Origin of the sequence: Halovivax cerinus (assembly GCF_024498195.1) — an archaeon.
GTDB lineage: Archaea > Halobacteriota > Halobacteria > Halobacteriales > Natrialbaceae > Halovivax > Halovivax cerinus.
Genome location: NZ_CP101824.1, coordinates 39,614 through 53,346 on the forward strand (window position 1 = coordinate 39,614; position 13,733 = coordinate 53,346).

Annotated in this window: 13 protein-coding genes; 5 read left to right on the top strand and 8 right to left on the bottom strand. The window is 69.2% G+C overall.

What is annotated here, in order from left to right; genetic code table 11:
* The first annotated feature begins 134 nt into the window (after window positions 1-134).
* Together purB and NO366_RS00220 are read left to right on the top strand one after the other, a co-directional pair.
* Window positions 135-1,523 (top strand): adenylosuccinate lyase, encoded by a 1,389-nt coding sequence (gene purB / locus NO366_RS00215; protein WP_256532308.1) that lies wholly within the window; start codon window positions 135-137, stop codon window positions 1,521-1,523.
* 68 nt (window positions 1,524-1,591) lie between these two features.
* Window positions 1,592-1,735, top strand: coding sequence for a hypothetical protein (locus NO366_RS00220; RefSeq protein WP_256532309.1), 144 nt, complete (start codon window positions 1,592-1,594; stop codon window positions 1,733-1,735).
* A 42-nt stretch (window positions 1,736-1,777) separates the two neighbouring features.
* Here the strand turns inward: NO366_RS00220 and NO366_RS00225 are convergent, their stop codons facing one another.
* Together NO366_RS00225 and NO366_RS00230 are read right to left on the bottom strand one after the other, a co-directional pair.
* A complete protein-coding gene (locus NO366_RS00225) occupies window positions 1,778-2,245 on the bottom strand; it encodes a hypothetical protein (protein ID WP_256532310.1) in 468 nt (155 codons plus the stop codon).
* Window positions 2,246-2,362: 117 nt separating this feature from the next.
* The gene (locus NO366_RS00230; RefSeq protein WP_256532311.1) at window positions 2,363-3,691 is read right to left on the bottom strand and encodes a M28 family peptidase; all 1,329 of its coding nucleotides are present in this window, start codon (window positions 3,689-3,691) and stop codon (window positions 2,363-2,365) included.
* Between the two features lie 99 nt (window positions 3,692-3,790).
* Here NO366_RS00230 and NO366_RS00235 point away from each other — a divergent pair, with 99 nt between their 5' ends.
* Together NO366_RS00235 and NO366_RS00240 are read left to right on the top strand one after the other, a co-directional pair.
* Window positions 3,791-4,579, top strand: a complete 789-nt coding sequence (locus tag NO366_RS00235) for a class I SAM-dependent methyltransferase (RefSeq protein ID WP_256532312.1) — start codon at window positions 3,791-3,793, stop codon at window positions 4,577-4,579.
* A 65-nt stretch (window positions 4,580-4,644) separates the two neighbouring features.
* On the top strand, window positions 4,645-5,973 hold the full coding sequence (locus tag NO366_RS00240) for a 5'-nucleotidase C-terminal domain-containing protein (protein ID WP_256532313.1): 1,329 nt from the start codon (window positions 4,645-4,647) through the stop codon (window positions 5,971-5,973).
* Window positions 5,974-6,038: 65 nt separating this feature from the next.
* Here NO366_RS00240 and NO366_RS00245 read toward each other — a convergent pair whose 3' ends face one another.
* The 6 genes from NO366_RS00245 to dapA all read right to left on the bottom strand — a co-directional run bounded on the left by NO366_RS00245 (window position 6,039) and on the right by dapA (window position 12,239).
* A complete protein-coding gene (locus NO366_RS00245) occupies window positions 6,039-7,208 on the bottom strand; it encodes a M20/M25/M40 family metallo-hydrolase (protein WP_256532314.1) in 1,170 nt (389 codons plus the stop codon).
* The gene (locus NO366_RS00250) at window positions 7,205-8,212 is read right to left on the bottom strand and encodes a diaminopimelate epimerase (RefSeq protein ID WP_256532315.1); all 1,008 of its coding nucleotides are present in this window, start codon (window positions 8,210-8,212) and stop codon (window positions 7,205-7,207) included. Before NO366_RS00250 ends, NO366_RS00245 begins: the two co-directional genes overlap by 4 nt.
* Window positions 8,209-9,603 (bottom strand): diaminopimelate decarboxylase, encoded by a 1,395-nt coding sequence (gene lysA, locus NO366_RS00255; protein ID WP_256532316.1) that lies wholly within the window; start codon window positions 9,601-9,603, stop codon window positions 8,209-8,211. Before lysA ends, NO366_RS00250 begins: the two co-directional genes overlap by 4 nt.
* Window positions 9,600-10,439 carry a 2,3,4,5-tetrahydropyridine-2,6-dicarboxylate N-succinyltransferase gene (locus NO366_RS00260; protein ID WP_256532317.1) on the bottom strand — a complete coding sequence of 280 codons (840 nt, stop codon included), beginning with the start codon at window positions 10,437-10,439 and terminating at the stop codon, window positions 9,600-9,602. The genes lysA and NO366_RS00260 overlap by 4 nt, the downstream gene beginning before the upstream one ends.
* Window positions 10,436-11,245: a 4-hydroxy-tetrahydrodipicolinate reductase gene (gene dapB, locus NO366_RS00265; protein WP_256532318.1), complete on the bottom strand. Its 810-nt coding sequence runs from the start codon at window positions 11,243-11,245 to the stop codon at window positions 10,436-10,438. The genes NO366_RS00260 and dapB overlap by 4 nt, the downstream gene beginning before the upstream one ends.
* A 73-nt stretch (window positions 11,246-11,318) precedes the next feature.
* Complete coding sequence (gene dapA / locus NO366_RS00270; RefSeq protein WP_256532319.1) at window positions 11,319-12,239, bottom strand: 4-hydroxy-tetrahydrodipicolinate synthase; 921 nt, start codon at window positions 12,237-12,239, stop codon at window positions 11,319-11,321.
* Window positions 12,240-12,887: 648 nt separating this feature from the next.
* Between dapA and NO366_RS00275 the strand changes: the two genes are divergently transcribed.
* On the top strand, window positions 12,888-13,712 hold the full coding sequence (locus NO366_RS00275) for a M48 family metallopeptidase (protein ID WP_256532320.1): 825 nt from the start codon (window positions 12,888-12,890) through the stop codon (window positions 13,710-13,712).
* Window positions 13,713-13,733 lie beyond the last annotated feature (21 nt).

Consider the following 13,733-nt stretch of genomic DNA (forward strand, 5'->3'; position numbering starts at 1 on the left):
GCGGATGGACTGACACGAGTCACCACTGGGCGCCTGCCCATCACCGACTGCGCTCCGATCGGGAGCAGCTGCCAGTCGGCCCGATTGGTCGCCCAAACGATACGCTTTTTCGGGTTCGCGGGCGAGTCGCGGGTATGACAACTGTGGATTCGCTGTACGCCGTCTCGCCGCTCGACGGACGGTACGCCGGGCGAACCGAGCCCCTCCGGCCCTACGCGAGCGAGGCGGGCCTGATGCAGGCACGCGTTCGCGTGGAGGTCGAGTACCTCGTCGCGCTCGCCGACCTCGAGGCGACGCCGCTCTCTATAGACGAGGAGACACGCGCCACGCTCCGGGCGGCGTACGAGGACTTCGACGCCGCAGACGCCGAGATCGTCAAAGAAATCGAGACGACCGGACACGGCCCGTTCGAGGCGACCAACCACGACGTCAAGGCCGTCGAGTACTTCCTCCGGCTCCAGCTCCCCGACGACCACGACGCCGTTCCGTGGATCCACTTCGGCCTGACCAGCGAGGACGTCAACAATCTCGCTCACCGGCTGAACGTCCGTGACGCCGTGCGCGAGGTCCTGCTGCCCGCCCTCGACGACGTTCGTGAAGCCCTCGCCGACCAAGCCCGCGAGTACCGCGATCGCCCGATGCTCGCGCGGACCCACGGTCAGCCCGCCACGCCGACCACGTTCGGCAAGGAGATGGCCGTCTACGCGAGCCGGCTCGACACGGCGATCGACCGGGTTTCGGACGCGACCGATCGCCTGCGCGGAAAACTCGGCGGGGCGTCGGGCACCTACGCCGCCCACCACGCCGCCTACCCAGACGTCGACTGGCCGGCCTTCGCCGAAGATTTCGTCACGGATCTCGGGCTCGACTTCGAACCCCTCACGACGCAAGTAAACCCCTGCGACGACCTCGCCGCCCTGTTCGACGCGTTCCGGGGTGCGAACCAGATCGTCCTCGACCTCGATCTCGACGACTGGCTCTACGTCTCCGATCGCTACCTGGGCCAGGACGCCGCCGCGGGCGAGACGGGCTCCTCGACGATGCCGCACAAGGTGAACCCGATCGACTTCGAGAACTCCGAGGGCAACCTCTCGAAGGCCAACTCCGACCTCCAGTTCCTCGGCGAGTACGTCACCACCTCCCGCCTCCAGCGCGACCTCTCCGACTCGACGGTCAAACGCAACATCGGGGCCGCCTTCGCCCACTGCCTCATCGGCTACACCAAAGTTCAGGACGGCCTGTCGAAAGTCACGCCCACCGAGCAGGTGATGGACGACGAACTCGCGTCCACCCCGGAAGTGATCGGCGAGGCCGTCCAGACCATCCTCCGGCGTGAGGGTCGCGACGACGCCTACGAACAGGTCAAGGCGCTCACCCGCGGCAAGCGCGTCACCATCGAGGACTTCCGCGACCTCTTCGCCGACCTGGACGTCGACGAGGACGTCCGCGACGAACTACGTGCACTGACACCGGCCGGCTACACCGGCGTCGCGGCGGAACTGGTCGACGAACTCGACGAGTGAGGGTCCGTCCGGATCGACCGCGTCCCGAATCAGCAGGACTTTGCCACACCGACGCGAACTCGCCGACGATGATCGACGACGGTTCCGTTCACTCGATCGCGACGCCCGCACTGATCGAGCAACTCTACCCGGAAGTCGCGACGCTCATCGTCTTCGTCGTCGTGATACTCTGTCTGATCGCACTGCTGTACATCTCGATGAACTGGGACTGACGGGACGCTCGCTCGAAGCGAATACGGCGGTCGGCGCCGGCCTCACTGTGCTCGTTCCGCGAGCGTTTCTGCCGTTTCGTCGGCCAGATTCCGCGCGAGTAACGGAATGTCCGCCTCGTAGAGCCAGCGCGAGACGAGTGAGTAGTGCACTCCGCACTCGACCGCGATCCACCACAGGGTCCGCTCCTCCTCGTGGAACAGGTCGCGGAGCTGCTCGTCGTCGGGTCTCCGATCGAGCAGTGAACCTCCGAACGCGTCGGTCTCGTCTAAGCGGATCACGCCGCGGTGTTCGAGCAGGTACGCGATCAGGTACGCCGCTCCCTGGTCGTCGAGGGTCCGATCCTCGCCCAGCGTCCCTTTCCAGTCGTCGTAGACCGTTTTCACCGCGTCGGCCGGGGCCAGGCCGTCTACGTCCGGTACGTCACGCTGGATGAAGGGCTGGAGTTCCTCGCCGGGTACGCCGCGAACGGCGATCACGTCCTCCCAGGGGACCGGTTCCGTGGAGTCCATACCCCAGATACGGGCCGAAACTGGTAAAGTTGTTAGGGTGTTTACGGCGAGTCGATCGCCAGCCGCGAGCCTGTTGCGACGGAAACGAGCGAGTGAGGGCGGTGCCAGAAGAACCGGTCAGGGGTCGTACGGCCAATCGCCGATTATCTTCATCCCTTCGGCGAGGTTCGCCTCTTCCAGGTCGTCGGCGATGGCCTCGGGGTCGCGGTGGGCCACCTCGAACTCGTCGTCGGCCATCTCGACCGCCAGTTCGGCGAGGACGATGGCCTGCTCGCGGTGGTTTCGCCGATCGAGTTTCTCGAACGTGTCGGCGAACGTGTGGCCCCAGCCGCGGCCGCTGTCACCCGTTTCGCTCATCATCATGTAGCCGGGGACGCCCCACTGGACGTACGGCCAGTGGTCGCTGTGAGGCTGGGGCGTGGGATCGACCGAAGCCGGGTGGGCAACGCGCTCGCAGACGGCCTCGGCCAGGTCGGCCAGTTCGTCGAACCCGTTCGAATAGACCACGAGGTTCCGGCCCCTGGTGACGCCGTCGCTATTGAGTATCGCCTTCACCGTGTCGTGATCGCGGCGCTCGGCGTCGACCGACGACCCGACGAGACCGATCTCCTCGGAGCCGAACGCGACGAACTCCACCCGGGTGTCGAGTTCGTCCTCGCGCGTCGCGAGGGCCGTCGCGATCTCGACGACCATCGCCGTGCCGGCGGCGTTGTCCATCGCCCCCTCGGCGATGTCGTGGGCGTCCACGTGACTCGTCACGAGGACCCGCTCGTCCGTGTCGGGGCCGAGTTCCGCGTGGACGTTCTGACTCGTCGCGTCGTGAATGTCGGCCTCGACGGCGACGGTGACGGCCTCGCCCGCATCGCCCGTCTCACCGGCGAATCGGCGAGCGAGCCGCGCGCCGACCTCCGAACTGATCCCGAGCGCCGGAATGTCACCGATCGGATCGTCGGGCGTGCCGACGCTCCCCGTCGGCGGCAGACAGCCCTCGACGTGGTTCCGGTAGAGGAAGGCCGCGGCACCCGCCTCGACGGCGTGGTAGTACTTCTCCCGACGATGGATGTACCGGTCGAAGGAGTCTGGAACGTCGCTTCGCGCCATCGCCACCTTCCCCTCCAGTTCGGCGGCTTCGAAGTCTTCGGGCCGGCCGTAGCCGACGTCGACGAGTTCGGCCGTCACCGAGCCGGACGGGCTCCGCGGGAGGGCGATGCAATCCTGTTCGGTGCCGCCCGCCGTCAGGGTGCTCGTGCCGCGCGTCCAGCCCTGGATGTCGTACTCCTCGAGGCGGGCGTCGCGCGCGCCGACGTCGGCGAGCGCGTCCTGCGTCAGCTCGGCTCCCTCGCGCTCACCCTCGCTTCCCGCCATCCGGTTGCCCACGTCGACCAGGTCCTCCAGAAGCGACCAGCCGGCGTCGCTCGTGTACGTCTCCGCGATCCACTCTGTCATGCGAAAGAGTGTCGCGGGTGGCGGCGTAAGGGTTCTGGTACCGTCACGGACGATGGTGGTATCGAACACGTTACCTGCGAGGGGAGTCGAGTCGGTCGTATGACGGATTCGGAGCCATCCGTGGCGGAACACTACGACGAGCTCGCCTCAGACTGGGAGCGGTTCGTCGACAGTCCCTGGAAACGCGACCTCCTCTGGCCGATCGTGTCGGCCCTCCTGCCCGACGTTGAGGGCCACCGCGTGCTGGACGTCGGTTGCGGCGACGGTGCGTACGCCGCGCGGCTCGCGGACGCGGGCGCCGACGTCGTGGGCGTCGATCTGAGCGAGGAGATGGTGCGAGTCGCGCGCGAACGCTACGGCGACCGCGCGACGTTCGAACGGGGCGACGTCACGTCGGGGCTCCCGTTCGTCGCCGACGGCGAGGTCGACGTCCTCCTCTGCCAGCACGTCCTCTCGCACGTCCCCGACCTGGACCCCGTCTACGCCGAGTTCGCCCGCGTTCTCGGCGCGGGCGGGACGGTCGTTCTCTCGACGCATCACCCGCTGTCCGACTACCTCGTCGTCCGCGACCGCGAGTATCCGGAGATCGGATCGGTCGACGGCGCTCCCGCGGACCCGGTCGTCGACCCCGACGCGGCCGCACCGGACTATCACGACACCGAACGGTTCCGGATCGGGTGGGGCGGCGATGGGAGCGAGAACCCCGGCACGTACTTCCGGCGACCGCTGGGAACGCTCGTCGGGGACCTGATCGACGCCGGCTTCGACCTGGACGAGTTCGTCGAGCCGAACCCGGCGGAGCACCTCCCCCAAGACGCGCTGGCCGAGTGTCCGGACCTCGCCGAGCGGCCCCCGCGGTCGATCTGTCTGCGGGCCGACCGTCGCTGAATCGCCCGTCGACACCCTCTCCCGCCTCGATACGTTTTTCATGTCCCTCACACGAATGCGGCCAAATGACGACACCGAGACTCCTCCACCTCGCGGATCTCGAGACCATCTACGACGATCCCGAACGGCTCGGCCGACTCACTGGCGCGATCGACCGGGCCCGGGACGACCGAACTATCGTCGTGGGATCCGGCGACACGAGCGCCCTCGGGGCGCTCGCGTTCGAGAGCGAGGACGGTCGCGCGATCGCCCGCCCGTTTTACGATCGTATCGCCCTCGACGCGGACACGCTCGGCAACCACGAGTTCGATCACGGGGCCAGCGAGGCAGCCGAGTGGGCTCGATCGACGGCAACGACGCACCTCGCCGCGAACGTCTCCGGCGTCACCGCCGGCGACGGCGGCCGGTGGCCGTACCTCGAACCGGGAACGCTCATAGAGCGCGCCGGTCATCAGATCGGCATGATCGGCGTCGTCCACCCCGGGACCGTCGAACTGAGCGGGCTCGACCTCGACGTGCAGATCGTCGACCCAGTCGATCCCGTCCGGACCGAGGCCGCGCGACTCCGAGCCAGCGGCGCCGACTGGCTCGTCGTCTGCTCGCACGCGGGACCGATCGACGAACGGATCGCGGCCGAAACCGACGTGGACGCCGTCCTCGGCGGACACGATCACGACGCGGTCCGCGAGTGGGTCGACGGAACGCTCGTCAGTCGAACCGAGGGCGGCCAGGCCGGCGTCTATCAGCTCGTCGAACTCGGCGCGTCACCGACCGACGGCGCCGACGAGATCGAAGCCAGGACACACTCGATCGACGTCGCTCCCCGCGTCGAAGCGGTCGAATCGGCCTACCTCGATATGGCGGCCGAACGGGGGCTCACGACGGAACTCGGGTCGCTTCCGGAACCGCTCGGCCACCCCGAAGCGGCCCACCTCGTCGCCGAGGCCTACCGGATCGGCGGCGACGTCGACGTCGGCCTCGTCGCGGCGGCGTCCGTCCGCGACGGGCTCCCGCGTCACCTCACGAGGGGCGACGTCGTCGGGATCGTTCCCTTCGGATCGACACTCGACGTCCACCGGCTCCCGGGCGAGCGACTTCGATCCATCGCCGAGCGATGCGCCGATCCGCTGGACGCGACCCACGGCGGCCTCGTGGCGGCGGGGCTCGAATTGGGCGACGACGATGAGGCGTCGGTCGGGGGCCGGCCGATCGACCCGATCGAAACGTACCACCTCGGCTGTATGAGCTACCTCACCGTCGTCGACGCGGTCCCCGAACTCGACCCGGACACGCACGTCGACTCCCTCGGTCCACAACACGAACACGTCCTGGCGGCCGTCTCGAACCGGGTCCGGGAGGCCGCTCCCGGCGCTGGAACGGACGAAACGGCGTGAACCGACGGGAGAAGCGGTCGATAGGAGTGCACCACGACGGCCCACACCGAGTCCCGACGGCGTCGCTACTGACGGTCGCGGAAGAACGCTTCCACGGTCCGCGACAACGCGCTCACAGCGGATCGGACCTCCTGGACGGGAACGTACTCGCGGTCGGCGTGTGCGACCGGTCCCTCGTCGTCGGCGAGCGAACCGGGGCCGAAGACGACCGTCGGCGCGTGCGGCGCGAAGTACGACGCCTCGGTCGCCGCGCCGAACGGCCGGACGTCGCCACCGCTCGCGTCGGCGAGACTCTCGACGATCGGGTCGGACGGATCGGTCGCCCACGACTCGAAGAACGGCGTCGGCCGATCGGTTGGCGAGAACGAAACCTCGACCGACGGGGGAACGGTCGCGTCGAGGTGGTCGAGTAGCGCTGCCTCGAACGAGTCGAGCGATTCCGGCGGCACCGGCCGTCGATCCACGGTCAGACGGGCGTCGGCTGGGACCTGATTCGTCGTCTCGCCGCCCCGGACCACCGTCGGCGTGAGCGTCGGATCGCCGAGTTGCGGGTGTCCGCCGGGAACGTCGTCGCGGTCGTCGAAGGAGCGGATGGCGACCAGGGCCTCGGCCAGCGCGTCGACCGCGTTGCACCCCGCATCGGGCTGCGCCGCGTGGGCGTGCTCACCGGCGAGTTCGATCGTCCCCTCGAACCGACCGGGGGCGGCGGTACAGACGTCGAGCCCGGTGGGCTCGCCGACGATCACCGCGTCTGCATCGTCCAGCGGTGACTCGGATCGCTCGACGAGGGCGTGCGCGCCGGTCGAGTACACCTCCTCGTCGGGCGTCAGGGCAAGCGTCAGTCGGCCGGTAGCGGGTTCGGTCGCGAGGAACGCTGCGAGCATCGCGGCGAGTGACCCGCCCGCGTCGCAGGCGCCCCGCCCACAGAGCCGGTCGCCGTCGGGACCCCACTCCGGTGGGACGTGCGGGGACACGGTATCAACGTGCGTGTTGAAGACGACGTGCGGTGCGTCGCGGTCAGTCTGGCCGGCCGTCGACTCGGCGTCGGGGCCGCGGGTCGCGACGAGGTTCCCAGCGGCGTCGGTTCGGACGTCGACACCGCGTGCGTCGAGCGTCGTACGGACGAGGTCGCGGAGCTCGTCGACGCGCTCGTCCGTCTCGATCCGGACGGCTCGCTCGAGGAATTCGATCGGGTCGACGTCGGTGCGGTCGGCTCGCGGCGACTCGCGACTCATCGGCACCCGTATTCGCTCGCCGGTAGGTCGAGATCGGCCTCGTGGACGACCGGTCCTTCGAGGACGGCCCGTCGCTGGTCGTCGAACCGGACCAGCAACGTCCCGCCCGGCGGCCGGAGCGTCCACACGTCAGACGACGGACCGCGATCGAGCAGGGACGCGGCAGCGGCGATCGCGACCGCGCCGGTGCCACACGCGTCGGTCTCGTCCTCGACGCCGCGTTCGTACGTCCGCTGGTCGAAGACGGGCGGATCGGACGCACCGTTCTCGGTGGCCGACGCCGGACTGGCGAGCGTCACGTTCGCCCCGCGCGGGAACGCCCCCGCGTGCCGGATGATCGGACCGAGCCGGTCCAGGTCGACCGCGTCGACGTCCTCGACGAAGGCGACGGCGTGGGGGACGCCAGTGTCGACGGCCGTGATCCGGAGGGAGTCGGTACTGACGACGACGTCGAGGACGTCCGCTTCGATCGAGGCGTCGGGCGCACGCTCGTCGTTCGACGGGTCGAGCGCGCGCTCGTCGAGCGATGGGACGAGTTCGTCGGCCGGCCGATCGACGACCGCTTCGTCGGCGCGGACGGGAACCGAATCCGGGTCGGCCGTCGGTCGGTCCAGTTCGACGGCGATCCGATCGGGCTCTTCGGCACCGGTGGGGACGCGCTCCGCCCGTCGCGACCCCGCCTGCGTGTCGATCATGACGGCGTCGGCCCCGGTTCGCTCCATCGTCCACGCGGCCGCACAGCGGGCACCGTTTCCGCACATCGGGGCGACGCTCCCGTCCGGTTGCACCAGCGTCATCACGACGCGCGGCGGCGCGAAGTCGGGTTCGAGTGCCAGGAAGAGAACGCCGTCGACGCCGAACCCGTCGTCCGGGTCACAGACACGTCGGGCGAACGAGCGACGCTTCGAGACGGGTTCGTCGGCGTCCACTAGCAGGAAGTCGTTACCGGTCCCGTGATAGCGCGACGCCTCGATCGACTCGTGATCGGTCGCCATCGTGCTCATTCGGCCACCCCCTCCCGGGCGGCCGCCTCCAGTCGCGTCAGGTCAGAGAGGGACTCGCGACGGCGGACGAGGCGCGAATCGGAGCCGTCGATCACGACCGTCGGCGGTCGCGGCCGGGAGTTGTACGTATTCGCCATTTCGGCGCCGTAGGCGCCAGCGTTGCCCACGGCGATGACGTCGCCGCGCTCGAACCGAGGCGTCGGTCTGTCCACGCAGAGGACGTCCGAACTCTCACAGACCGGACCGGCCACCGTCTGTGGGACAGGTTCGCGGTCGGACGCGTCCGGGTCGAGCGAACGGAGCGCATGGTAGGCGTCGTACAGCGCGGGGCGGAGGAGAGTCGTCATGCCCGCGTCGATTCCGACGACGCGCGTCGCCGACGTCTCCTTGACCGTATTCACTTCGGTCAGGAGGACCCCGGCGTCGGCGACCAGGTACCGTCCCGGTTCGATGGAGAGGCACACGTCGAGGTCGGCGAACGCGTCGTGCGTCGTCTCGGCAACCGGATCGAGCGCGAGCGGCGGCTCGTCTTCGCGATACGGAACGCCGAAGCCGCCGCCGACGGAGACGAACTCGAGGGAGCCGACCGACTCGACGACCTCGGTCGCGAGGTCGGCGACGCGCGCGACGAATCTGCGGTGGGCCTCGCGCTGGTCGGCGTCGAGGACGCCAGATCCGACGTGGGCGTGGAGACCGACCAGGTCGAAGCCCCGCTCCACGGCGTCGTGGGCCGTCTCCACGAGTCGCTCCGCCGGGATTCCGAACGTCGCGTCGCCGCCGGTTCGGACATTTTCGTGGTGGCCCGCGCCCACGCCGGGGTTGACGCGCAGGCAGAGACGGCCGTCGTACTCCAGGGCCGCGAGGCGCTCGACGGTGTCCCGAGCCCCGGCCGTGACCGTGAGTGTCGGGTCGTCTTTCCAGGCGTCGACGACGTACTCGAGGTCGCGTTCCGGTGGGTTCACCGCGGTGTAGCGGATCCGATCCCCCGGGATGCCCGCCTCGCGGGCGCGATACACCTCGCCGGCCGACGCGCACTCGATAGTGGCACCGTTCGCGCAGACGATCCTGAGGAGATCGACCAGCGCGTTCGCCTTCGCCGCGTAGGCGATCTCCGCGTCGGGAAACGCGCCCGCGAGGCGGCGGTAGTTCGCCTGGACGCGGTCGACGTCGAGAACGTACAGCGGCGTTCCGTACTCGTCGGCGAGCGAGCGGAGTCGGTCCGCGTTCCAGTCGTCGAGCCGGCGAACGGGCGGGGAGTCGGTCGATCGGCGGCCGTGTGGTGAGTCGGCGGATCCGTGTACGGGTTGCGTGTCGGCCGACCGGCCAGCGGCTGCGGCGTCGTCGCCGAGAGACGCCGTCGGGTCGCCGTCATCGTCTCGCGAAGAAGTCACGACCGGAGCACCTCCTCGCGCTCCGTGGCCGCTATCGTCCGGTCTTCGAGGGCCGTCGCGACGACGGCCGGTTTGTACGCCCCGCCGTCGAAGAGGTCGTGGTCGCCCACCGAGGACGCCACGAATCGGGTGAACGCCCGGCGTTCCGGCGGCAACCGACCGTAGACGATCTCGTCCTCGACGAGGTCGTAGACCGGGATCCGGGGCGTGAGCAGCGTGTTCTCGCCGACGACGGAATCGGCGCCGACGACGAACCCGGAGGTCACGCGACAGCCGGCGCCGAGCGAGACGCCGTCCTCGATCACGACCGGCGCGTCCTCGACCGGTTCGAGGACGCCGCCGATCAACGCGTTCGCGCCGAGCTTGACGTCGCGGCCGATCTGGGCGCAGGAGCCGACGGTGTCACAGGAGTCGACGAGGGTGCCGTCGCCGACGTGCGCGCCCACGTTGACGAACGAGGGGCTCATCAGGATGCAATCCGCGCCGACGTGCGCGCCGCGGCGGACGACGGTCCCGTCCGGCGTGTTTCGGGTGCCGCGAGCGCCGTACTCGGCCGTCTCCGCCAGTTCCAGTACGTCGTTGTACGTGACGTCGCCGTACTGGCGCGCCCTCGTCTCGCGGAGGGCGAAGGTCAGCAGGATGCCCCGCTTGACCCACTCGTTCGCCGCCCAGTCGCCGTCGCGTCGCTCCGCGGCGCGCACCACGCCGGTCTCCAGTGCATCGAGGAATTCGTCCAGGATGGCGAGGTCGCCCTCAGCCACCGTCCCGGCGTCGAGGTCGCCAGCGTCGTGGCGCCCCCAGAGCGATTCGACGTCGGATTCGAGCGTCGCGCTCACGCTTCGATCACCTCGGCGAAGTCGTACCAGCCCGGATCGCGGCCGGCGAGCCAGGCCGCGGCGTCGAGCGCACCCGCGGCGAAGATGCGCCGGTCGCCGGCGCGGTGGGTCAGTGTCACGTCCTCGCCGTCGCCAGCCAGCAGGAGTTCGTGTTCGCCGGCGATCGAGCCCGCCCGGACCGAGTGGACGCCGATCTCGTCGGGTTCTCGGGGTGCGTCGCCAGCCCTGCCGTGGACCCGTTCGGGTGCGCCGTCTCCCGTCGAGCGGGTGGTTTCGATCGTCTCGACGAGTCGGTTCGCCGTCCCGCTCGGGGCGTCGCGCTTGCCGTTGTGGTGGGTTTCGACGAGTTCGACGTCGTACCCGGGGAGGCGGCGGACCGCCTCGGCCACGAGGTGGTCGAGGACGGCGACGCCGCGCGAGAAGTTCGCGGCGTGTAAGAGCGGGGTCGACTCGCTCGCTGCGCGGAGGGCCTCCCGCTGCGACGCGTCGAACCCCGTCGTCCCGGTGACGAACGGAACACCCGCATCGGCGCACGCCGCGGCGTAGCGGGTCGCCGGATTCGGGGCGGTGAAGTCCACGACCGCGTGGGGTTCGCGTTCGACCGCGAGCGCGTCGAGATCCGCGTCGGGATCGACGTCGGTCTCCGCGACGCGCTCGTCGGGCGAGCGAGCGACGGCGAAGACGACCTCGACGGCGGGCCGTTCGGCCGCGGCGGCGAGCACCTCCCGACCCATGCGACCGGTCGCACCGGTGACGCCGAGTCGGAGGACGCCAGGCACCCCGTCGTCGGACGCGGTCGCCGTCACGACAGGTCACCTCCGCGGTCGGAGGAATCGGCCGGTGCGGGGCGAACGCCGTCGCCGCCGGCTACATCGGCCGTCACGGAGCGTTCACCTCCGCGGTCGTCGCGTCCGCACCGTCGTACGCGTCGAGCACCGATTCCAGGCGGTCACGATTCTCCGGGGCGAGCCGGGTGAGCGGTGCACGCAGGTGCGGTGGGTAGTCCTCGCGTATCGCGAGTGCCTCGGTGACCGGAATCGGATTCGTCTCGCAGAACAGGGCGCGAAAGAGCGGTCCGAGATCGTGGTGACGCGTTCGAGCGCGCTCTACGTCGCCGTCGAGCGCGGCGTCGACCATCGCGACGGTGCGTTCGGGTTCGACGTTCGCGGCGACGCTGATCGCGCCGGCGCCGCCGACCGCACAGATCGGGAGCGTGAGCGCGTCGTCACCGGAGAGGACGGCGAACGCCTCGTCTCGAGTTCGCTCGACGATCTCGCCGATCGCGTTCAGGTCGCCCTCGGCGGCCTTGTAGCCCGCGACGTTCGGGTGAGACGCGAGGTCGACGACGGTGTCGGGCTCGATCGTCTGGCCAGTTCGGGAGGGAACGTTGTAGACGATCTGTGGCAGGTCGACCGCATCGGCGATCGTCAGGTAGTGTTCGCGGAGGCCGCCTTGTTCGGGCCTGTTGTAGTACGGCGAGATGAGCAGGAGGGCATCGGCGCCGGCCGCCGCGGCGCGTTCGGAGAGAGCGAGCGCCTCGCGCGTGCTGTTCGAGCCACTGCCGGCGATCACGGGGACGTCGTCGACGGCGTCGACGACAGCCTCCACGACCCGGACGTGTTCGTCGTGGGTGAGCGTCGCGGACTCGCCCGTCGACCCGACGGGCACGAGACCGGCGACGCCGGCCGCTTCGAGGCGGCGGGCGTCGGCGCGGAGCGTTTCGAAGTCGATGCGGTCGTCGGCGTCGAACGGCGTACACATCGCCGGGAAGACGCCGGTGAGGTCGAAGTCGTGTGTCATCTGGGTGGTGGCTTGCGGGACCGAAGTCCCGGGTTCGCGAGAGCGTGTCCCGCGGTCACCGGATCGGGTGCCGAGAGAGGCCACCGATCCGACGAGTACAGTTCGAAGAACCCGCACCGCGCGGGTCCGGTCGGTTCGAATCCGATCCGGGTGCACCCGGGACGGGGACGCCACGCCCGCCCAGAGCGCTCAGGAGAAGAATTTTTTGCCGAATTTGGCAAACGTACCGCCGATTGTGCCGCGATGGCGGTCGACGAAGACGTCACTCACGACCGGCATCGAACGGGTGTGAGCGACGCGTTGCACGGTGCGTACATTTCGTCCCACCCATATGAGTATTGTGCTGGTCACCGTTTTTGCACCCGCCGGGCCGGCGACCGATCGTGACACCGGTCGGCTGGTCGACATCCTCCCACGGCTGAAGCTGTGAGCGGGCTCCTCGTATCGCTGTACACACTCGACGACGGTCCGACCGGTCGACGGTACCGGCGGATCAGCGGCAGTGCCGTCGCGCCGAGCCGGTCGATACCGTCCCGTCCGTCACGACTCCTCCGGACCAGCGGCGACCAGCCGCTCGTCGAGAGTGGATGCGATCGGTTCACACGCCGCACCGCCGAACTTATGGCTCTCGCTTACCTATTCCCGTCCATGACAGACGTCGGATTGAAAGTGCGGATGGTCGTCGTCGGCGCCATCCTGTTCGGGTTCTACCTGGCCACTGCGACGGTCGTCGCAGCGGCGACCGGGTTCAACCTGTTTATCGTCCTCGCCGCCGGTCTCCTGGTCGTTCCCCCGATCCAGTACAAGATCGGCAAGTGGATGGCCCTGCGCGGCGCCGAAGACATGCCCGAGACCGGCCGCTACCAGCGCGTCCACCACATGACCGACTCGCTCGCCCGGGACATGGGCCTCTCGAACGTCCGCCTGATGAAACAGGGGATGGGCGTCCCGAACGCCTTCGCCGTCGGTCGGAAGGGCGCCGGCGTCGTGGTCGTCTCCGAGGAACTGATGGCGATCCTCGACGAGGACGAACTCGAGGGTGTCATCGCCCACGAGCTCGCCCACATCAAGAACCGCGACGTGATCACGATGGTCGTCGGCCAGTCAATCGGCATGATCGTCGGGTACGCCGCGTACTTCGCCGTCCTCTTCGGCGGCGAGCGAAACATCGGTTCGTGGATCCTGGCGATGGTCGCCTCCCAGCTCGCGAACCTGCTCGTGATGGTCTTCGTGATGGCCATCTCCCGGTACCGCGAGTACGCCGCCGACGAAGACGCGAAGGAAGCCATCGGAAGCGGCGAACCCCTCGCACGCGCGCTCCAGAAGATCTCCGCGGGCGCCGAGGGACGCGAGCAACAGACCAACGACACCGTCGCCGCCCTCTGTATCTTCAACGCCGACCGCAGCCTGCTCCAGCGAATCCTCTCGACACACCCGCCGACCGAAAAGCGGATCGCGAAGCTACGGAACTGAGTTCGTTCGGAAGCACCCGTC